Source organism: Butyrivibrio sp. YAB3001 (assembly GCF_900112195.1).
Classification (GTDB): domain Bacteria; phylum Bacillota; class Clostridia; order Lachnospirales; family Lachnospiraceae; genus Butyrivibrio.
Map to the genome: position 1 here is coordinate 203,469 of NZ_FOKR01000005.1, position 22,121 is coordinate 225,589.

The 22,121-nt window shown below is 38.4% G+C and carries 22 protein-coding genes; all 22 read right to left on the reverse strand.

Annotation, left to right across the window (positions count from 1 at the left end):
* Positions 1-14: 14 nt before the first annotated feature.
* The 22 genes from BM086_RS07815 to BM086_RS07920 all read right to left on the reverse strand — a co-directional run bounded on the left by BM086_RS07815 (position 15) and on the right by BM086_RS07920 (position 21,997).
* Complete coding sequence (locus BM086_RS07815) at positions 15-767, reverse strand: N-acyl homoserine lactonase family protein (RefSeq protein ID WP_092325446.1); 753 nt, start codon at positions 765-767, stop codon at positions 15-17.
* A complete protein-coding gene (locus BM086_RS07820) occupies positions 764-2,104 on the reverse strand; it encodes an NAD(P)-binding protein (RefSeq protein ID WP_092325447.1) in 1,341 nt (446 codons plus the stop codon). The genes BM086_RS07815 and BM086_RS07820 overlap by 4 nt, the downstream gene beginning before the upstream one ends.
* A 46-nt stretch (positions 2,105-2,150) precedes the next feature.
* Positions 2,151-2,534 (reverse strand): hypothetical protein, encoded by a 384-nt coding sequence (locus tag BM086_RS07825; RefSeq protein ID WP_092325448.1) that lies wholly within the window; start codon positions 2,532-2,534, stop codon positions 2,151-2,153.
* On the reverse strand, positions 2,518-2,949 hold the full coding sequence (gene fabZ / locus BM086_RS07830; RefSeq protein ID WP_092325449.1) for a 3-hydroxyacyl-ACP dehydratase FabZ: 432 nt from the start codon (positions 2,947-2,949) through the stop codon (positions 2,518-2,520). The genes BM086_RS07825 and fabZ overlap by 17 nt, the downstream gene beginning before the upstream one ends.
* 9 nt (positions 2,950-2,958) lie before the next feature.
* Entirely contained in the window at positions 2,959-3,969 is a 1,011-nt protein-coding gene (locus BM086_RS07835) for a BtrH N-terminal domain-containing protein (protein WP_092325450.1), read from the reverse strand.
* The gene (locus BM086_RS07840) at positions 3,959-4,831 is read right to left on the reverse strand and encodes a hypothetical protein (RefSeq protein ID WP_092325451.1); all 873 of its coding nucleotides are present in this window, start codon (positions 4,829-4,831) and stop codon (positions 3,959-3,961) included. The genes BM086_RS07835 and BM086_RS07840 overlap by 11 nt, the downstream gene beginning before the upstream one ends.
* On the reverse strand, positions 4,819-5,259 hold the full coding sequence (locus BM086_RS07845; RefSeq protein WP_092325452.1) for an acyl-CoA thioesterase: 441 nt from the start codon (positions 5,257-5,259) through the stop codon (positions 4,819-4,821). Before BM086_RS07845 ends, BM086_RS07840 begins: the two co-directional genes overlap by 13 nt.
* 18 nt (positions 5,260-5,277) lie before the next feature.
* Positions 5,278-5,979, reverse strand: a complete 702-nt coding sequence (locus BM086_RS07850) for an SDR family NAD(P)-dependent oxidoreductase (RefSeq protein WP_092325453.1) — start codon at positions 5,977-5,979, stop codon at positions 5,278-5,280.
* Positions 5,976-6,722 carry a 3-oxoacyl-[acyl-carrier-protein] reductase gene (gene fabG / locus BM086_RS07855; RefSeq protein ID WP_092325454.1) on the reverse strand — a complete coding sequence of 249 codons (747 nt, stop codon included), beginning with the start codon at positions 6,720-6,722 and terminating at the stop codon, positions 5,976-5,978. Before fabG ends, BM086_RS07850 begins: the two co-directional genes overlap by 4 nt.
* A gap of 3 nt (positions 6,723-6,725) precedes the next feature.
* Positions 6,726-7,712, reverse strand: a complete 987-nt coding sequence (locus tag BM086_RS07860) for a hypothetical protein (protein WP_092325455.1) — start codon at positions 7,710-7,712, stop codon at positions 6,726-6,728.
* A gap of 13 nt (positions 7,713-7,725) precedes the next feature.
* Positions 7,726-8,826, reverse strand: a complete 1,101-nt coding sequence (locus BM086_RS07865) for a hypothetical protein (RefSeq protein WP_092325456.1) — start codon at positions 8,824-8,826, stop codon at positions 7,726-7,728.
* 11 nt (positions 8,827-8,837) lie between these two features.
* Positions 8,838-10,025 (reverse strand): beta-ketoacyl-[acyl-carrier-protein] synthase family protein, encoded by a 1,188-nt coding sequence (locus tag BM086_RS07870; RefSeq protein WP_092325457.1) that lies wholly within the window; start codon positions 10,023-10,025, stop codon positions 8,838-8,840.
* Between the two features lie 169 nt (positions 10,026-10,194).
* On the reverse strand, positions 10,195-10,479 hold the full coding sequence (locus BM086_RS07875; RefSeq protein WP_092325458.1) for an acyl carrier protein: 285 nt from the start codon (positions 10,477-10,479) through the stop codon (positions 10,195-10,197).
* An 87-nt stretch (positions 10,480-10,566) separates the two neighbouring features.
* Complete coding sequence (locus tag BM086_RS07880; RefSeq protein ID WP_092325459.1) at positions 10,567-12,099, reverse strand: phytoene desaturase family protein; 1,533 nt, start codon at positions 12,097-12,099, stop codon at positions 10,567-10,569.
* Entirely contained in the window at positions 12,035-12,889 is an 855-nt protein-coding gene (locus BM086_RS07885) for a hypothetical protein (RefSeq protein WP_092325460.1), read from the reverse strand. Before BM086_RS07885 ends, BM086_RS07880 begins: the two co-directional genes overlap by 65 nt.
* Positions 12,883-13,926, reverse strand: a complete 1,044-nt coding sequence (locus tag BM086_RS07890; protein WP_092325461.1) for a BtrH N-terminal domain-containing protein — start codon at positions 13,924-13,926, stop codon at positions 12,883-12,885. The genes BM086_RS07885 and BM086_RS07890 overlap by 7 nt, the downstream gene beginning before the upstream one ends.
* On the reverse strand, positions 13,913-16,111 hold the full coding sequence (locus BM086_RS07895) for an ABC transporter permease (protein ID WP_092325462.1): 2,199 nt from the start codon (positions 16,109-16,111) through the stop codon (positions 13,913-13,915). The genes BM086_RS07890 and BM086_RS07895 overlap by 14 nt, the downstream gene beginning before the upstream one ends.
* Before the next feature lie 17 nt (positions 16,112-16,128).
* Complete coding sequence (locus tag BM086_RS07900; RefSeq protein WP_092325463.1) at positions 16,129-16,830, reverse strand: ABC transporter ATP-binding protein; 702 nt, start codon at positions 16,828-16,830, stop codon at positions 16,129-16,131.
* A complete protein-coding gene (locus BM086_RS07905) occupies positions 16,824-18,164 on the reverse strand; it encodes an aminotransferase family protein (protein WP_092325464.1) in 1,341 nt (446 codons plus the stop codon). The genes BM086_RS07900 and BM086_RS07905 overlap by 7 nt, the downstream gene beginning before the upstream one ends.
* A 3-nt stretch (positions 18,165-18,167) precedes the next feature.
* A complete protein-coding gene (locus tag BM086_RS07910; RefSeq protein ID WP_092325465.1) occupies positions 18,168-19,427 on the reverse strand; it encodes an aminotransferase class III-fold pyridoxal phosphate-dependent enzyme in 1,260 nt (419 codons plus the stop codon).
* Between the two features lie 31 nt (positions 19,428-19,458).
* The gene (gene accA / locus BM086_RS07915) at positions 19,459-21,072 is read right to left on the reverse strand and encodes an acetyl-CoA carboxylase carboxyltransferase subunit alpha/beta (protein ID WP_092325466.1); all 1,614 of its coding nucleotides are present in this window, start codon (positions 21,070-21,072) and stop codon (positions 19,459-19,461) included.
* A gap of 4 nt (positions 21,073-21,076) precedes the next feature.
* The gene (locus tag BM086_RS07920; RefSeq protein ID WP_175560163.1) at positions 21,077-21,997 is read right to left on the reverse strand and encodes an ACP S-malonyltransferase; all 921 of its coding nucleotides are present in this window, start codon (positions 21,995-21,997) and stop codon (positions 21,077-21,079) included.
* Positions 21,998-22,121 lie beyond the last annotated feature (124 nt).

Consider the following 22,121-nt stretch of genomic DNA (forward strand, 5'->3'; position numbering starts at 1 on the left):
GCTTCAATCCCCTACTATAATAAAATCTCTTTTCCTTCAAATGCCTCGCAATCATGACCGCAAATGACATATTCACATTCATCAGCCATTTTCTGCATCCTGTCAATCGCACTAAGTGCTTCCTGTTTTTTGAAAGGTATTGTAGAAATTACGCCATCATCCAACTGCTTCCTTGTATATGCTGCGTCTCCAACAAGCAGCATCTTCTTATTCTTTCCTTTAAGGAGCAGTGACTGATGCCCTGCTGAATGTCCATAAGTAGCCAGACATTCGATTGCCTCATTTCCATCTACGACAGAATCACCTTCTACCATTGACACATTAAGGCGTTCTTCCAGGCAATTAAGATCATCCGACTTATATTCAAAAGACCTTCCACCTACCAGCTTCTTGGCTTCCTCATATTCTCTTTTCTGCACAACAAGAGGAACATTTGTGTTTTCAAAAACTGATATACCGCCTGCATGGTCAAAATGAAGATGGGAAACAATTACAGCCTTTATACTCTCTTTATCTATTCCATATTCTTTAAGCCTGTTTGCAAGTAGTTCATCTTTATTTACATCCACCTCAATGAAATGAGTAAGATTTTCCATTATCTTTTCTTTATCGCTGTAAAACAACGGATTCAGCCCCGAGTCAAACAGATAAACATCCCCATTTTCCATATAGATCAGATATCCGTATACTCTAAGAAACTGTTTATTAAATTTAAAGCCCACTTTTCCAAGATACATGGGAACGACTTTACTTACAGGATTAATCATGATGCCATTCCTTTCAGGTCCAATTCACTTTCTGTTTTTTCCAAAAACTTCTTAACTGTATAAAGTGCTCCAAAAAAGCCAAATGTTGCGCCCCAGTTACCTACAACATAAACATCTTTTACCTGACTATTAAGATTGTAGATAAGGTTTGCAGTCATATTATTTGCATTATTTCTCTTCCAGCCAAAAACAGCTCCACCCTTGTTAGCAGTCATATTTCTCTTATGCTCAGGAGATGATTCAAGTATCAGTTCCAGATTACTTTCATTTTCCTCCAGTGCCTGACTTGCAAGTTTTTTGGCTGTACTCAAATACTCATCTTTAGTCAGTTGTTTATCACTTACAAAGGTAACCATAATATTGCAGCTATCCTCTTCAAGAGTTGATACAATTGCGGGGAAATCGCCCATTATTACATTTTCCTGCCTTGTCAGCTGCTTTTTGGTTTTTAAATAGAATCTGTATGCAGAAGGTCCAACCTCCATCGCAAACACTTTCTTTAACGGATTGGAGGTGATTTCTTCATTCTGGCAATAACCGGAAAGAATATCATTAAAATAACTTGCAAATACGACTTTAATTCCTTTTACTGACTGATGGTTTTTACTTGTGAGAACATAGCATCTGTCTCTTTCATCGTATGACATTGCCATTGCCTCATAATCATAAAACATGTCGCCCAGTCCACTCTCTAAAACACACCTTGACAGCTCTTTTATAAACCATTCTGTCTCAAGATAATATGCACCGGAGCCATAGGTAACAACTAAAGATGCAAAAGTAAAAGCGGAATCTTCCTTTGTTACACCACCATAAGATGGTCCTATAAATGACAACAGATCGATGAGTTCTTCACTCTTGAAATATTTCCTTAAGAATCTCTCAAAAGAAATTGAACTCAGTTCTACAAAGAACTTACGAACAGCTCTGTCATCACCTGAATAAAGAACATCAGAAAAATCTGTCATATACTTAAAATACTTTTCAGCACTATCTGATTCCTCCGGAAAGAGTTCTTTTATCTGTTCCTTCTGCATGGAAAGTTCAAGCGATAACCTGATAGTCTTTTCATTTCTTAAAACATTAACTTCATCGGCATGTCTTAAGTGTTTTTCAACCGGAATATTCAAGGCTCCAGTAAACTGCTGAAGTATTGTCTTATTCGGTATTCCAATGTGATGAGCTCCAAACGGAACTCCTGGAATAATATCCTGAAGATACCCACCGGCAACTTTATTTTTTTCTAAAACCGCAACTTTCTTATTATCTTTTGTCAACATAGCAGCAGTAAGCATCCCTGCAATTCCTGCTCCTACAACAATGTAATCGTAAACCATATCTTTTCCTTTATGAATTTCACCCCAGCCAATAAATATCAGCCTGTCAACTAATATAATGTGTACAACAGGATGTACCTATTTCTTTGTTTCCCAGCATAACCTTTATTTCAGTCTTTACGTAATGTCCGGTCTGCATAAGTTCTTTTGCGATAAAGCTCACCTCTCTGGCTTGCTTTTTTGACAGCCCTGGATATGTTATTTCTGATACATTTGTCAGAAGTGCCTCTTTTATCTCCGGTTTGCACATTCTAAGGAGTACTTCCCCATTCTGACATACCGACTCTGTCCAAAGAGAGATGGGGATAATGCTATACTCGCTGATTCCATCGTACTTAGGAGATGAATAAAGACAGTTATCCACAATTTCAAATTCATCCAAAAGCACCATGCTTTCACCCTGTGCAAGGTAATCAGCAGCCAACAACATATGTCTCTTCTCCTTCTGCAACCTTCTTGCCATCAACTGTAGCTTTTACTCTTACAGTTACATAATTTCCAATCTGATCTACAAGCTCAGTTCTGATAACAAGCTGATCTCCCGGTCTTACCACTTTTACGAACTTGAAATTGCCTACCTTTACAAGCATTCCACCGCGTTTTTTCTCTTCATCATCCTTATTGTAAAAAATGAATCCACCCGCCTGCGCAGCTGATTCTATGATCATTGCGCCGGGATAAATAGGCTTACCTGGAAAATGTCCCTGTGACCAAGGCTCATTTACACTGACATTCTTTACTGCTTCAACAAACTTTCCATATTCAAAATCTGTGATCTTATCAATCATTAAAAATGGATATCTGTGCTCTAAGACACTCATTATCTCATCTATTGTAATCTGCATTTTCTCTCCTTATACTGTTGCCAGTGCATTCACACCCTCAAGCTCAAGGCTATAAAGATTTCTGATGCACTCAACAAGCTGCTCTTTATCTTCAATTTCAAACTCTTTTTCTGAATCATTCTCAAGCATTTTGGAATACTGTTTCCAGTTTCTGTATAGCTTTGTATAAATCGATGCTGCTTCAGCAATCTTAGGCATTACAAGAATCTTGTTTGCCTCATCCAAAAACTGGCCATACATCCTTCGGAAATTGCCTCCACCGGTACCAACCTTTTCAAACAAAGCACTCATCATGTAAAAATTGGTCTGTAATCTTTCAAGCGGCATTTTGGTAAACCAGTTTGAAAATTCATTTTGGAATATCCTAAGTCCGTCCAGTCCCATCTTAAATGCATATGGTTCTTTATACTTATGAACATTTACCCTGATAGCAGTCTTAAGTGTCTCAGAAAGATCCTCGCCATTATACTCAGGAAGCACCATCACTTTCCATCTATTGTGCGGTCTGATCGGCGCATCCATCGAATTGCGCGCTTCCTTGAGCTGCCATATCGGAACCTGTATCGGTTTCCACCACATGTAATCGAGTACATAAGCATTCTCTTCATCATATCCAATGAGTAAAAGAGAATGGAGTCCAAAGTGAAATTCACGCTTTAGATTAAGCTTTTCTCTTATGTACGGGAGTTTCATCATATCAACTTCCAAAATAACAGGAAGTCCCCTGTCAAGGTAATAACACACTTCACTCCAGGCTTTATCGTTGTCATCACTGTTTCCCTTAAGAAGCTTTCCCCCGAGGACATTAACCATGTTTTCCTCAAGGCACTCATTTCTTCCGGTGAAAAAATAGTACTCCACTCCAACATACTTTTGATATGTAAAGCCAAGTCCACTGGCAAGGCCAAGACACATTGCCTCTGAAAATGGATATCCGGCTGCATTTGTCAGGGTTCTGAGGATTGTAGTTGCACAGTGTGAACCAACACCATGATATTTGGTATACTCATCAAGAATCATACTCTGCACTCTCCTCCTTTAAAACTTCTCTCATTCCATCCATGAGCTTGTCTTCAAGTTCAAACAACTGCTTTATCTGCGTTGTATCAAATCCCTCTTCCATGCTGCTCAAAAGATTTCTATACTCTTCAAGGCTTTCCTTAAGACTCTCATCTTCAAGAAACTCTTCTGCAATCATCATTGCTCCGTAAAAAAGCTTTCTATCCTCGACATCTTTCCTGCTCATTTCAAGGACTGCTTTTTCCAGCACTTTATCTGAATCTGTCTCATAAATTTTTCTATATACACTGGTATTTTCCAGATCTCTTCGCTTTAATATTCTTAACAAGGCCTCTTTTATAAGCTGACTTCTATCCCTGAAAACCGGTTTGATAAACCTCGGGCTATTCATCATATACCATGGCTTTCTGCATGCCACCCTGGTTTTATCCACACGGACAACGTCCTTATCCACAGGTGATATCACGTTATAAGTGTGATCATCAAACACCCCGCATACGATAGACAAATATTCTCCCTCGGGATACTCTACCGAAATCATTGGAGGTGCAATATTTATGGCACTGTTTTTCTTAATTGCCTGGTAAAAAGATTCCTCACTGTTTTCTTCATAATCCTCAAGATATATTCCAAGGCTGCCAGACAGATCATTTAAAAATGTGTCATTAAAAAGAATCAGTCTGTCATCTGCAATTTTTCTTGAATAACCATCCCCAAGTAAATAAATAAGCTCCGGTGAGAGCTCAAGGCCATCCGCCCAGAGCTTCGTGTGAATCGCGCTAAGCTCCGGGGATACCTTTTCATTTAATTCATAAGCTTTTTTCATGCCATTTGTTACGATCTTTTTCTCTAATTTTTCCATGTGATAAAATACTCTTCTTTATCTTGCATTTTCTTTTTTATTGTTTGTTCAAAATCTTCCGGCATTTTCAGAAGAAGCTTGTTATCCTTAGTTATCGCATGCTGTGTTCTTCCTGCAAAATATAATGTTCCATTTTTATCTTTTATCTCATAATCAAATGAAAGCTTTGCAGCCGGTCCGCATGTCAGTAAGATATCTATCTGAATTGGCTGTCTGGCCGAAACAGACTTCTTATATTTTCCTTCTACGCTTATTACCGGGAATCTCAAGGAATTATTTTCCATCCAGTCTACTGTAACTCCGACAAGTTCCTCAAGAACCTGTATTCTTGCTTCTTCAATCCACCTGAAATAATTACTATGGTGCACTACACCATAAAGATCCGTATCACTAAACCTTGCTATTGTCGTATAAGTGTATGGCTGCATTATTATCACCTTTCCTTTTTATCTGGCGGTATATCCTCCGTCAATCACAATGCACTGACCAGTTATACTATCATTTTCTCCAAGCATCATTATTGCATTCACTATGTCATCAAGATTCACTTTGCTCTTAGGAAGCAGGTTAGTTACTGTCATCCACTCTCTTTTCATTTTGGTGCCTTTTTCTACCTGTGCAAGGAACGGGGACTCAAAAAATCCGGGGCACACACAATTTGCTCTTATTTTTTCTTTTGAATAATCCAATGCAATGCACCTTATCATATTGATCATTGCTGCTTTTACAGCACAATATGCAATAGATTCATAGGCTCCAACCAATCCAAACTGTGATGCTACTGCTATTATTTTTCCGCCTTCATTCATATGTGGTAAAAGATGGTGTGAAATCCTGTAAAATCCATTCACATTTATGTTCATTGATTTTTCCCAGACATCTCCGGAAATCTCAGTTACTTTTCCCGGTGAGTATGTTCCCACTGTATAGATAAAAATATCTATCTTGATCTGACGCTCCTGCAAACTTTCAGATATTTCTTTTACACTATCTTCATCACACACATCACACCTTAAATACTCTGCCTTATCAGGCATTGATTCAGGCTTTTTTATATCCAGCAGATATAAATTATCATCAGTATATTTTGAGACCAGCTTATCCCCAAGTGTTCCAGATGCCCCTACAATCAGAACATTCCTGTTCATGCTGTAAGTCCTCCATCAACTACGAGCACCTGTCCGTTGATATAATCAGCAACATCAGATGCCAGGAACATTGCTGCATTTGCAATATCATCCACATTACCAAGTCTTGATGCAGGGATGCTTCCGATGATTCCGTTCTTAATCTTGTCCGGGATTGTATCCAGCATCTCTGTAGCTATATATCCTGGAGCAATGCAGTTGACATTGATATTCTTACCTGCAACTTCCTTGGTAAGACTCTTAGTGAATCCGATAATTCCTGCCTTTGATGCCGCATAGTTAGTCTGCCCTGCAGCGCCAACAAGTCCTCCTACAGAAGTCATATTGATGATCTTACCTTTTTTATTTACAAGGAAATGAGTAAGAAGCTGCTTTGTTACATTGAATGTACCTGAGAGATTAACGTCCAGAACCTTTCTCCAGTTATCTTCTGACATAAGCATCATATAGCCATCTTTTGTGATTCCTGCGTTATTAACAAGGACATCAACCTTACCAAAATCCTTAATGATCTCGCTAACTACCTGCTTTACACTCTCAAATTTGGAAACATCTGCCTGATAGCCTTTAACTCTGACTCCCTTGGCAGCCCACTCTTCTTCAAGCTTTACAGCTTCTTCCTGAGATCTTCCGTAAATAAAAGCTACGCTTGCTCCGTTGGATGCAAATGCGTTAACCAGCGCTCTTCCAATACCTCTTGATCCACCGGTAACCAAAATATTCTTTCCATTAAAATCGAACATATATCAAACCCTCTCTTTGCTCACAACATATGCTTCAATAGTTCCTGATACTTCTGTTCCAAGAACCAGCACTTTTTTATATCTGTTGTTCTTAACAAGAACTGATCCAACTATCACAGATGAAACTGCTGAAGCACCGAAGCACTCTCCAAGCTCATCTTTGATGAATCTTCTTTCCTTATCTTCTCCAAAGATTTCAACAACAGCAGCTTCTTCATATGCTCGTACTCCGCTGCCTGCGTCTCCTGACATCAGTACAAGATCTACATCTTCAGCCTTCAGTCCTGCTTCTTTAAGAGCTTTCTCTATTACTCCCTTATAGTTGTCTTTAACATCGCTTGTATCCTGATAAAGAGGTGAATATCCAATTCCGGACTGAGCATCACCAACTATATATCCCCAGTCAGAATTCTTATTATTCTCAAGAATTACAGCGCCAACGCCCTCTGACACAACATTTTTGCCATATTTCTCTTTCGCATAATTGGCAATAGGTTCGCAGTACTCATCAGCACCACAGAAAATAATTTTCTGTTCAGGCTTCTTTTCAAGCTGTCTGATAGTATATGAAAGACCGTTACTTCCCATAAGAAGTGTGCTGGCGCCCTTAAGACCAAAATAAAGAGTTACATGACCAAGAGCTGCGTTAGATACTGTATTGGCAAAATCACTTGGGCTTGAAAGATCTGGTGTCTTTAATACTTTTCCGAATTCAATGTTTAAATTGATTGAACCATAGTCTGTATTCATGATGATTCCTGTATTATCACCGGGCTCTGCCTGAGACATGGCAAGACACTTCTCTGATACAGCCGCTGACATCTTCGCAAGTCTGCCCATTCTTCTGATCTTTGCCGGCTTTAAATTGTGGTCAAACTCAAGGCTTCCACCCTTTACTTCTGTTTTTTCGTCATAACTTTTTAAAATCTGTTGTTCATCATTTCCCATCTCTGAAATGAGTCCCCAACCTGTAATTGCTATATTACTCATACATTTCCTCCAATTATCTTTCCAAATTTGCAAGTGCTACTAAACAACAGGTAAAATGCCCATTTCCCCAATGTGATAAATCCATAAGCTTCTTATTTTTTAAAACAATCGGATTTTTACAATTTTCTTTTGTGTTAAAAGCCCAACCTGCAAAATGACCGCTTCCATATTGACGTTTTAACTCCGTATATCCAACTTGTTTTTTAATATGGATTTCACTTAGTTTCTTTCTTACATATTCTGTTACTTCATCATCTGATCTGCTGCTTTCGTAATATACATCCAGACGTCTACTACCTTCTTCACTCCAAAGAATCATCTGACTGATTCCGGACTGTTCCATATCGTCAAAAGCACAAAATACTACTTTTTCCTTCGCGTCCTCATCGCTCTCAACATAATATGTTGTAAGCTTTACCAGTGGATCTGCATCCTCATAAAGCTTTATAAACGCTTCATAATCTTTACCTTCTAAATCCAATTCTTCGAAAGAATTAAGTTTTATCTGCTTATTCTCACTAAGACTGCTGATTAACTCTTTGGCAAGCTCAGAGATTTTATTCTCATGCCCGCTTCCGTCAAAAAGCTGACTGTATATATACCCTGCTGCAGTATTCAGCGAAACATCTCTTCTCGGAACAAATGACTTAAAAATAGTTTTGATTTCATCATTTTTGATATTCTTAGTAAGAAAATCACTGTAGCCTTTCATAAAGTTCCTGGCCATAATGCTGTCCATGGATGTCTTTATATTAAAGGTATTCTCTACTGTTTCTATCCACTCTTTTCCAATTTCGGATATTGCTGCTAATACATTTTTAGTTTCATCAGAATCATCTGATTCCTTTATCCAATTGCAAAAATTTTTGAAATCCCCCGGGATATATTTGATACCACCATCTGTATAAACGCCAATTTCTTTATCACCTGAACTATCAAGGCTTCTCCCAAGTAACTCAAGGGCTCTTTTTTCCATTCCGCTGGTAACATCATTTAGATAAAAAGTGTAATCATCTATGTTTTCAGTGTAGTATCTGATATAATCAATACCCTTTTGTTCAAAGTAAGCACATAAGAATAATGCTGATATATTATTTCCTGCTACGATGATCATCAGCTTACTCCTTACTGATACTTTTTAAGCACCACGCAAGCTGTATTACCTGCAAATGCAAATGAATTTGACAATACATAATCAACCGGATGATCAAAGCTCTTTCCTAATGGAAGTTTTATATTCTCTTCACACTCCAATGCATCCTCTGTTCTAAATGTTCCGGGAATGAACTGATTCTTAAGAACCAATGCTGAGATTGCAAGCTCTATGCTTCCTGCAGCTCCAAGACAATGTCCTGTAATAGCCTTTGTAGATGAAACATATACATTTGGAAGCTCTCCAAAAAGTTTAGTCACTGCTTTTAATTCCATCTGATCGTTAGCACCAGTACCTGTACCATGTGCATTAACGTAGATATTCTCATCCTTTAGCTCAACTCCGGAATCCTCAAGTGCTTCCTTCATTACGATATAAGCGCCTTCTCCGTCCGGTCTTGGTGAAGTAATATGATAAGCCTCGTTTTTAGCTGCATATCCCATTACCTCTGCGTAAATTGTTGCATTTCTTGCCTTAGCATGCTCAAGTTCCTCAAGTACAAGGAATGCACTTGCTTCTCCAAGATTGATTCCTGTCTTATCCTTTGCAAAAGGCTTACATTCTTTTTCTGCTACAGCCTTAAGTGCGCTGAAGCCTACTGTTGAGAAGAGTGTGAGAGCATCTGTACCGCCCACAATTGCAACATCTGTTGTACCTCTTCTAATCTCATCTATAGCAACACCGGCAGCTGCTGAACCGGCTGCACATGCTGACATTGTTGTATATGCAGGGCCATTCACGCCTAGTCTCTGCTGAATCTTATTGATAAAATCCGGAACTATATATACGAATTTTTCATCTTTCTCAGGTGTTTCAGAATCAACATATCTCATCATATTCTGGTTTCCTGACATTGATGTAGCAAAAGACAATACTATATCGTCTTTGTTCTCGCTGATCATCTTCTTTATTTCTTCATCTTTGTATAAATCATCTATAGCTTCAAATGCGATAGCTGTTGTTCTCTCATCGCATGCTTTTTCGAACTTCAATTCTTCTTTAATCTGACATCCAACGTCTGTTCTAAGTCCTTCTGTCTTATATAAATCGATCTTGCACTGTCCAGGTCTTAACTCTCTTAATGCTGTAACCAGATCCTTTGCATCTCTGGCATTTGAACTTCTAACCCCAATTCCTGTAATTACAATTCTTTTCTTCATCCGCTTATCCTCTTTCACCTAGTAAGTTCCCCCGCTTTATCGTTACTATTCCCAGCCTTGTGACTGTTCATAGCAACGATCCTGGGTGATATCAACCGGAAGCAAATACATATACTTAACTCAATAGCAATGCCCCATCACCAATGATTTAGCCGGGTCAATAATCAAATTAGTTCTTGTGCTCTCTGATGTAATCAGCGATTGTTGTGATGCTCTGGAAGATTCCCATCTCCTCATCAGAAATCTCAAGACCAAACTTCTCCTTAAGGCCTACAACAAGCTCCAAAGCGTCTACTGAATCAAGTCCAAGACCTTCACCCTCTGAGTCAAATGAAGCAAAGATAGGTGCATCATTGTCTACTTCTTCCTTTGTTACATAGTCAATTCTGAGTCTCTCAAAGATCATGTCCTTTACTTCTTCCTCGATTGTTACTACTGCATTTGTGTTTTCCATAATTTTTTTCCATCCTTTTCTTTTATTTGTTTTTGTTTTTTAGTTTTTTAGTTTTTTATGTTCAAGAAGCTTTGCTTCTTTACATCGTTATGAAATTTTCTTGTTGTAATCGTAAAGATCTTTTCTCATATCGCAGGTGAGTACTTTATCTGCTACTCTCATAGCCATATCTGTTGTAAAGATAACTCCGTCACCTACACCGCCCCAGTGTCCTGTTGCAAATAAGTTTTTAACAAGCTGTTTGCCATCGATTGCAGAATAGTTTTCCACAAGATCTGGTGTACATTTATATCCGCCATAGGCTCCTTTTGAATTACCGGTATATCTTTCAAATGTTGCAGGACTTGCTGTTTCCATCACTTCTATGTGATCACTAAGCCCCGGGAAGAATTTCTCAACCTTCTTCACCAACCTGTGGGCAACCTCAGTCTTTCTCTTCCTATACTCCTGCATATTTGTTTTTCTAAGTTCTGCAAGATTTTCGAAATCATAATTACACATCATTCCGATCATTATCTGGCCTTTTCCTTCAGGAGATGACTTGGGATCATTATTTGCTGAAAGACTTATCAGCACAAAATCGTTGTCTCTCTGCACGCTGCCATCAGCTATCAGCTTTGCCTTGTCAGATAGAACGCTGTCTTTTTCCGGATAGTAAGTAAGATTTCCAGGCTCATAGCCAAGTTCCTTTACATCCTTATCAAGTCCAAGCCATACAGAGAAACATGATGGGCTTTCTGTAAATTTTTCTCTTACTTTTTTTACAAGTCTTGGGTTTAAATACTCTTCACCAACAAGGTTGTATAATGTTGTATTCATGTCACAATTTGTAATAATGTAATCTGAATAGTATTCTTTGCCTTTGCAGATGACGCCTTTTGCCTGTCCATCTTCCATGATTATCTTTTCTACCGGACTGTTAAGCAAAATCTCACCGCCAAGTTCGACAATTCTATCTGCCAGTGCCTTGATTATTGCACTTGCTCCACCTACGGGCTGGTATGTCAGTTCACTGCAATTCGCGAATGCTACCATTCTTACAAATGCGAACACTGCGCCTCCTGGCATTGCATCTGAAACAGCAACCAAAATTCCTTTTATTTCCTCATTTACAAAGAACTCTGACAGAAACTCATCTATTGATACTGTTCTGTACTTTTTAAGAAGTTCCAGATCTTTTGGTTCAAAACGAGCTATTCCTTCATTCGCGCCCTCATCGATTGTTGTAAGAAGATCATTTATCTTCATTACCTCATCCCAGAAACGCTGAATATTCTCTGACTCCTCAGGGAAGATGGTTTTCAAAGACTCCGCAACATTCGAGTTACACATGTTGATAACTCTGTCTCCAACCTGCACCTTTTCCCTGAATGAATACCATTCCGGAAGCTGTGTTACTCCTACTTCCTTTAAGATGCAGTTTACGTTGTCTCTTCCATAAATCCCGCCAACTCTGTGAATAGCCGCTCCAAAGGTAAAACCTTTCCTCTTAAAGTTCTGGCAATAACCTCCAAGTACCGGTTGCTTTTCGAATACCCTGACTTCATATCCTTTATTAGCCAGTGCGCATGCGCATGTCATCCCTGAGATTCCGGATCCGATAACTGCTACTTTTTTCATTTATCCGTCCTTCCATGTTACTTAATACTTGATATTCTGTATCAAAGCACTGATACATTTTTCTTATGGTAAGATTATCTTTTTCATAGATTGAAAGATTTTTCTTAAGCAAACCTCTTTCTTTCTCTGAAATATAGACACTTTTCTTTAACTCGCTGTAAATCTGGCTTCTAGAAAGTATGAATCCCGGATCCACATCCACTAATGCTCTTGGTGGCATCGATTTTCTTGCCTTATTATTGGAAAGACACTTCATTCGCTGCACCCACCTGGAAATATATTTCTCTTCAATAGATTCAACATGGCTCTTTTCTCTTACAAAGAAAGTCACATCTTCATATACTGCCCAGTCGTTAAAGTTTTGGAAGCATTTCTTATATGCTGCATTTAGTTTTATACGGCTTATGCTGCTTCCATCTTCAAAGCCCAGATTCCATCCGTTAAAAGATCTAAATATCTTTACCACTCTCTTATATAAAAAATCTTCAACATTCTCTGCAGACTTTTCATACACCCTGATAAATACCAGGTTTGATCCTCTAATATTTTTTCTAAGTCGCCTTAGTTTCTTAACAGACAATTTCTGATGACAATGCTGTGTTTCAACGCCCAATAGATTTTTTACGAAATCAAATCTATTGTCTTTAAAAGCTTTTAATTCATACTTTCCGTTTGGCTGTTTATCCAGCCTAAAGGACATTGTATTTAAATATTTTCCAATTTCATCAAAGCTTTGATCATCAAAAGCTGCTTTAAGCACATCCTTCAACTGTTCTTTTGTTTTTACCATGCTTCACTTACCTCACACATTCTAAGAACAGCTTCTTCCTCTGTATCTTTTATGGTTTTCATGAAATCCATGCACTTTTTGCCGATCATCCTGTCTTTTACCGAAATCTCTTCATCTAAAAACAAAGATGCAAGTTTGTTCCATGTGAAATCTGATTTTTTCAAAAGTGATGCTATAGATTTAAGATCATCTTCGTATCCAATGTACTTTGTAGCTTCCTCCAGGAATCTTGCATATATTTTCCTGAACATACCGGGAGAAACATATTTGATAAGGCTTCCTGTGATCTTAAGAGACGTTCCGCAAAGTCTGTCTCCATACAAGTCGTAGCAATTCGGTAAGTTTTCCATAAAACTATCAAATGCTTTTTTACCAAGCCGCTCATTTGGATTATCACAATAGGCCCGCATGTTTCTGGATATTGATTTTTTTACACCCATCTCCATGGATCCATCTTCAAATTCATCCGGTATTACATAGTAATGAATTTTATGATGAGGATTTAAGTAGCTGTCTTTTCCTGTATCTCTTGCTTTAGCAAAAATTTCTCTGGAAACCGACATCACATCTTTGCTGTAATTCTCGCAAAAATACACTTTTTCTTCGTCTATCCCAATCACTTCTGTTATATGAGAAGTGATTGGTCCTTCTAGCTTGATTCCATCCCAAAAATGGGTGCCTTCCTTTTGTGTTTCCTTTTTATACTCTTCAGGAGATACTTCACATAGAACCGGGTTATCATCATATCTTAGGATATCTTCCATAAGCTCAAATCCATCTTCAGCCTTTGTTATTACCTGATATTCAACTCCTAAATTCTCTGCAAAGTTTTCAAATTGGAACAGGTTAGGTGATAATGCTTTAAAAAACCTACTTTCTACTTCTTTATCAGGCATTACAAAGGAAAAATTAAATCCTCCACCTAATCCGAAAACAAAATCTTCTTTCCAGTCGAAACCATTTCTAGCCATTAAATTTCTGATTGCTATTGTTCTACATGATTTACCTGTTTGATGATCATAATTAGCTAAAATCATATCTGGCTTCCTCTACACCCAGTTTCTTTTTATGCTTGAGAATAAACATTGTTCCGTAATAAATGATTGTTGTCATGCAAACTGATACCAGGATGCCTTTTGGATCAATCTCAGCAGGATACTTTATACCTGATGCCTTTACTGCTATTGAGAAAATGATCTGCATTATCATGAATGAATATGGGATACTTATTGCAATTCCAAGTACAAGGAAAATGTTATATGCTCCGTAGATCATTCTGTTCATGCTGCGCTCACCAACTCCGTTTGCTTTAAGGATTGTGATCTCACGCTTATTCTGTGAAATAAGTACTGAAACGGTGATTGTTATAAGTATTACAGGAATCATTACGCCGAGTACTGCCATAATAACTGATGCTGCTTTGATAACATCCTCTGACTGTTTGTAATTATCAATGATCTCCTGCTTAGACATTACATTTACGATATTTCCTTCTACTGCAATATCTTTCTTATCTGTATACATTCCAGAGAAACCTTCCTCGATGATTTCTTCATCAACAAGACTCTGGTAGTCTGCAAATACTTCTTTGCCAACGATTCTGTTGCATACATACTCAACAGTGAACTCTACTTCCTTTTCGCCAATTGCAAGCTTTAGCTGATCGCCTTCCTTGACTTTAAGAATTTCTGCTGCTGTCTGATTCAAAATGACATTTCCTGGTTTGATTCCATCTTTGCCATAGTCAATCTTGTCACCTTCTGTAAGTGCATATATCTGTACTGATGTGTTATCAGCTGTTGATACGCCTTCAACTCTTGCGAAGTACTGGTTACCTTCCTCTGTATCTTTTACTTTCTCTGAGAAATAAACCTGATTCTCAAAATTCATTGATTCTGTTTGAACACTGATCATCTTGTTATTCATGTTGTAGATCGTGTAGCTAAGAAGGAACTGCACGCCTGCTGCAAAAACGCTAAAGAGTACAAGTATCAGCAAAAGCTTACTTCTTACTGCGAATGAAACCTTCATTCTTCTTACAACATTCTTAGGTCTTACTACCTTTTTAACAAACTTCTCAAATTTGCTTACATTCTTGATCTTATTGTTCTTCAAAAGCTCTGTTACTGTCTTATTCAGGATTCCAACGGTAGCAAGTACTGTGGAGAGAAGTGCTATCCAAAGGATAATTCCTGAAATCATTCCTACAAACTCCGGATGAATCTCAAAATCCAATACCGGGAGTGAAATATCTCTTCCTAAAATTTCATCGAAGTAAGGTGCTGCAAAACTTCCAGCTATAAATCCTGCGATTCCTGATGGAAGCATAAGTGAAAGGATCATAAGCAGATATGAATTCCATATTGTAAGACTCTTCATTCCGTTTGCTTTAAGGATTCCAATCTGCTTTCTGTCCTCACTTATCAGGATGTAAACGAACATGATCAGAAGAATTACAATGATTACGGAAAGTACACATAGGGAGATGACAGTCAAAAGGAAATATACACTGATCTTTCCGTCTAACGCTGTAATGCTTGAATTATCTGCCTGGCCGGTAACTGTTATAAACTCGTCACTTCTTAATATCTCTGCCAGAACATCTGACTTGGTTTCTTCTGATATGCCGCTAAACTTAGCAAGATACCTTACTCCAAGTTCTCCTTCCTCTAAGGAAAGAAGTTCATCCTTATCCATGATCACCAAAAGCTGGTTTTTAGGATCGTAGTTATAATTGCTATCGCTCACATGCATCTTAACGTAATTGACCAGGTTCGCGATTGCCGTAACAGTGTACTCTTTACCCTGGATCTTAAGTGTGTTTCCAACAAGAACACTGCTTTTTTCTGCATATTCAGGATTTACTATCACCTGATCTGCATCATCTGAAAGCTTTCCTTCTGTTACATAAGGAACATCTATATCCTCTGTCTTACTGATCAATCTGTATGTCAGCCCATTTTCTTCAAAATCTCTTGTATACTGAGCTTCATATTTAAATTGATATTTGTCAGCCAGGTCATCCAACGCTGAGAAATCAGTCGGTACAAAATTAAAATCTTCTACATTAGTTGCTTCAAAATAATCTTTCTTAAAAGCATTATTTGTTGAATAAAGATTAAGTGAAAACGCTACTACAAACATCCATAACAAAGTGATTGCAATTATGCCTATGCTCTGTATCTTCCTCTTCTTAATCTTTCTGAAAAGCATTTTTTTCATAATAATCAGTCCTCTTCTTATGCCCAAACTACATCTTCTGCTGCTATAACATCATCGTTTAAGATGTCATCCTTGATCTTGCCATCTACAACTCTGATAATATGATTTGCCATCTTCTGCATTCCTAAAAGATGTGTAACAACTACAACAGTTGTGCCTGCCTTGTTAAGATTCTGAAGAATCTGAAGTACCTTCTTACCATTCTTTTCATCAAGCGCTCCTGTAGGCTCATCACAGAAAAGAATCTCAGGATTTTTAGCAAGTGCTCTTGCGATTGATACTCTCTGCTTCTCTCCACCTGAAAGCTGACCTGGGAACTTATCAGCATGTTTCTCAAGATCCACCTTCTTTAGGATTTCCTTTGTATCAACCTTCTTTTTGGTAATAACACTCATAAGTTCAATGTTCTCAGCCACTGTAAGGTTCTCAATAAGTGCATAATCCTGGAATACAAATCCAATCTTCTGTCTGTACTGATTCATCTTCTTGGAATCACATTTACTAAGATCAAATCCAGCACTCTCTACTGTTCCACCTGTAACCCTGTCAAGTCCTCCAAGGATGTTTAAAAGAGTTGATTTTCCTGCTCCACTTGGTCCTACTATTACAGTGAATTCACCCTTATCTATAGAGAGGTCCATACCTTTAAGCAGTTCCTGCTCTACATCCCCAACCTTTATCTTTTTTACAAGATTGTCTACTTTACACGCCTTTAACATGCCTCTTTCCTCCTGCTAACGCATTTTTCTGTTTTAGTTACTGTTTCTGTTAACCTATCTATGATAAAATCGCAAGTCGTTTTATCCACATTCAATGCCGGTGCCAGGATGAGCGTTTCATCGCTGTCCGGATAAAGTAACATTCCGTTATTAACAAGGAATCTTGTTACAATATTGGAAATTCCAAACTGAGGCATACCTATCACTTTGTAATCCTCAAATATTATTGCAAGCATCAAGCCTTTTCCACGGATTTCTTTTATCAAAAAGCTCTTTCCTATAGTCTCTCTTAGACCTTCTAACAGATATTTTCCAATTTCCTCTGAATTCTCAGACAGCTTTTCTCTCTCCATGATCTCTATATTCTTAAGAGCTGCTGCACATGCTACCGGATGTCCTCCTGTTGTAAATCCATTATCCAGAGAAACTGTCATTTCACCGGTAAAGCTCTCATATACTTCTCTTGTAGCAAGAACACCCCCCATCGGTACGTATCCTGATGTAACACCCTTGGCAAACATCATTAGGTCGCCCCAGATTCCATAATGCTCCGATGCAAACATTTTTCCTGTTCTTCCAAAACCGGTTGCTACTTCATCTACTACAACCAGAACATCATTTTCATGACTTATATCTACAATTCCTCTTACGAACTCTTTTGGCAGCTCATAAACTGAATTTGAAAGCTGGATCAGTTCCATATAAATTGCGCCAATACAGTGTTCCTTGATTATTTTTTTGTATTCTGCAAGGCTCTTTTTTACAGCTTCTTTTTCTGTAAGTCCCTCTTCCTGATATGTTGAAGGAATTGTCAATTTGTAATAGCCTGTTGTATCTGCTGAGTACTGCTCACTATCATATTGATCCTGGCATAACCTCATGGCTGTCATATTAGATCCGTGATATGCACCTTCAAGAGCTACAACTCCAACGTTTCTTTTTCCTTTGTTATAGTTATATTTCATAGCGATCTTCATCGCTGTATCACAACTCTCTGATCCGCTATTAGTGAAAAATGCACTGAAAAAATGATTATCTGTAAGCTCACAGAGCTTCTTTGCGCATTTTATTGAAACATCGTTTGTGGCACAAAAAAGCGAAGTATTATCCAACTTCTCGAGCTGATCTGTGATTGCCTTGATCATCTCTTTATTCCTGTGACCTATATTTGTATTTAAAAGAGTTGAAACTCCGTCATACATTTTCTGACCTTTTGTGTTGTAATAGTTGTTATCCTCATCAACACGGTCTATTATCTGAAAGCTTTTATCAAGGTATGTATCCATCTCTTTAAAAGCTGCCCAAACCTTTTCTCCATCATCTTTCTGGTACATTTCTTATGCCTCCAATACTTCTATTGCTTCTTTTACTGCTTTTTCCAATCTGTCAGCATATATTCCAAGATCTGAATCCTGAAACATGAGATTGGGATAAAGTGTAAGTGGTGTCTCTACTAATAATCCGTTACGCTGCATACAATCATTCAGTACTATTTCTTTCATCAGTATTTCCTGAGTGTAGTCATCCGGGCTTTTAAGCACCTTGTCGCTGCAATGAATTGCACTGCATAACAGCGGTCCCTGAACAGTCATTGGAAATTCTGTATACCGTGAAACTTCACTAGTTACACTTTTTATCTTTTCTGCCTGACGCTGAAGATATTTATAATTTTTCAAGTCATTGTCAAAAAGAATACTCATCGTTGTATTTATTGCTGCCATTCCAAGGGAATAACCATTGTAATCACCACCCTGGATCACTTCCTGTGTCTGATAGAGACTCATCAATTCTTTCTTTCCTGCTAGTACACTTATTGGAACACCACCTGCAATTGCTTTTCCAAGAATCATCAGATCTGCTTTTACTCCGTATAATTCCTGTGCACCACCGTAATGAGCCCTTATTCCGGTATTTGTTTCATCAAAAACAAGTACGATCCCGTTCTTATCACACCGCTTTCTTATCTGCTGTAAGTAATCCTTTTCAGGTTCAATACTTCCATGTGATACACTGACCGGCTCCATCACTACGCATGCAATCTCTTTGCCATGCTCTCCTATAACTTCATCAAAAGCAGCTATTTCATTCCATCTGATCACATAACTATCTTCGAGCCCTATATTTCCCATGGACTGTGTTCTGCGGAAATCGTTATTATTATCGCCAAGAAGATTATCATTGCTTCCTATATATTGATTTTCAAATCTTACAATTTTCTTTCTACCTGTAAATACCCGCGATAGCCTGATTGCATCGTTTATCATCTCTGATTCAGATACTCCAAAACGAATCATCTGCGCCGCACTGAAAGTTTTATGTATAAGTTCTATGGTCTGCAGCTCAAAATCTGTATGAGCTGCACCCATATTGTTTTTTACTACATCATGCATCACTGCACTGTATTTTTTATTTCCGTTTCCAAGTATTGTTGCTCCATGATATGAAAACAGATCCAGATATTCTTTCCCATCCATATCCCATATATGTGAATTCTTTGTCCTCACACTATAAATTGGAACTTCTCGCCAGGGAAAATTAAAATTCTGATGTACGCCACCTGGAAGGTAATGCCTTACTTGTCGGTTATATAAATCCATAATGCGCACAATATTTGGTCCCCCTCACCCATCAATACTTTCTGAAACGCTTGTATCTCATAGCTGCAACATCTCCACTTGCATGCTTGTCGAAGAATTCAGTAATTCCGGCTCTAAGTTGACTGCATACATCGTCCATGTTTTCTGTCGTTACAGGTTCTTTTTCATAAATAATCTTGTCAATTACACCAAGATCATACAGATCCTTAGCTTCAAGCTTCATCTTCTTTGCTGCATCAGCGGCCTTGTTATTGTCCTTCCAAAGAATACTTGCATATCCTTCAGGTGTAAGCACTGAGTATACCGAGTTTTCAAGCATCCAAACTTCGTTACCTATTCCAAGTGCCAGTGCTCCACCGCTTCCACCTTCGCCTATAACAACTGATAAAGTAGGAACTTTAAGAACAGACATTTCCTGTAAGACATTTGCTATAATCTGTCCCTGACCTTCTTCTTCTGCCTTCTTTCCGCAGGAAGCTCCGATAGTATCCACAAAGAAGACAATCGGTCTGTGGAATTTCTCAGCTTCTTTTGCAAGGCGTAACGCCTTTCTATATCCACTAGGAAGCGGCATTCCCCAGTTATAGTACATTGCCTCTTCCAGAGAATTCTTGCCCTTCTGAGTTCCGATAACAGTAACAGGCATTCCTCTGAATCTGGCAACACCACCAATTACTGCATGGTCATCTTCCTTTACTCTGTCACCTTTAAGCTCATAGAAGCTTTCAAACAATGTGTTTATGTAATCAAGACTTGTAGGTCTTTCCTTGGATCTTGCAATCTGTACTCTTTCCCAGGGAGTTCTTTCTGTGATCTTTCCATCTTTTATCTCGTAGAAAAGTCTGAATCTTCTCTTAAAGAAAGAGCTCTTTTTCTCATGAATGGATAACAGGAATGCCAGTTCCTGTCTAAGATCCTGACGTTCAACCACTCTGTCAACAAATCCATGCTCCATCTGGAACTCTGCTGACTGGAATCCTCCTGGAAGCTTTTCGCCCGTATTCTGCTCTATTACTCTTGGGCCTGCAAAGCCTATCATTGCATTCTTTTCAGCTAAAACAACATCAGCTATAGTCGCAAAACTTGCTGTAACGCCGCCCATTGTAGGATTTGTTAAAACGGATACATAAAGAAGTCCTTCTTCACTATGTCTCTTTACAGCTGCAGCGGTTTTTTCCATCTGCATAAGGGAAATTATTCCTTCCTGCATCCTTGCACCACCTGAACAGCAAAACAGGATAACCGGAAGTTTCTTTCGTGTTGCTGTTTCAAATAAGCGGGTAACCTTCTCACCTACGATGTGGCCCATACTTCCCATCATGAATCTGGTATCCATTACTCCGATTGCCACTTCATAACCGCAGATTGTAATTTCTCCTGTAAGCACTGCCTCATTTAAATGATTCTTTTCTCTTGTTGCTATAATGCTATCTGCGTATCCTTCATCTTCCAGCGGGTTATACATATAAAGATCTTTATCCCACTCAGTGAATTTCTGCTCATCAGCAAGATAATCGATTCTTCTCTTTGCATGTACTCGCATATAAGTTCCGCAGCCTGGGCAAATGTCATAATTTTTTCTAAGCATCGCTGCCGGATATTCCGTTTTGCACTTTTTGCATACTCTCGTTTTTATTCCATCCATATCTTTAGCCCTCTGTTATAAACTGTTCAAAATCAACATTGTTACTCATAAGATAGACTTTTACTCCTCGATCTATTCCTTTTATCATGCTGGCCATTGTTCTGCCGACTCCGGTCTCAGCGATTTTAATATCTTTTTCTTTTAACAAAAGATTCATGCAATCACACCACTTAACTACGTTTGTGCACTGATTTATAAGATCTGTCTTAATCTCTGATTCATTATCAGCAAAGTTGCCTTTGGCATTTAATAAAATCCTGGTCTGTGGAGCCTTGAACTCAATGGATTTCACAAATTCTGCAAACGGTTCAACCATTGGCTCCATCATGTATGTATGAAATGCATTGCTTACTTTTATCTCAACTATTCGGAGCGCTCCGGCTTCTTTAAGTCTTTCGACAGCTGCATTTACCTCTTCTTCTTTTCCACCGATAACTGTCTGCTGTGTAGCATTTTCAAGTGCAACCTGTACTTTTCCAACTTCTTTGCTCACTTCTTCGCAAACTTTATAGATGACTTCTCTGTCAAGACCGAGTATTGTTGCAAGTTTTCCTGATTCCTTAAGCTGTCCCATCAGTTCCGCTCTCTTGCCAACAATCCTGAATAAGTCATACAGTGAAATACATCCTGCAGCTGCCACAGCGGAAAGCTGTCCCAAGCTGTGTCCTGCAACTATGTCCGGCTTAATTCCTCTGTTTTCCAAAAGTCTAAGGTAAGCCATGTTCATTGCCGTAACACTAAGCTGCGTATTTGCAGTCTGCTTTAATTCTTCATCTGTACAGTCTCTGCAGAGGGAAAGGACATCTTTTCCAGTAGCTTCACTGGCAATTTTAAATACCTCATCCACTTCTGCTTCTTTTCCTGTTAGCAGGCTGTACATTCCTGCTTTTTGTGTTCCCTGTCCCGGAAATAAAAATGCTTTCATATTTTTTCCCATCTTCCTTTTTTCTATAGCTCTACTCAAATCAAATTTTCATTCAGAAACATTCTATAAACTGTTTGCTGATTTCTTTTTGACTTGTTGTGCTCACCTCGTGATTACACAATAC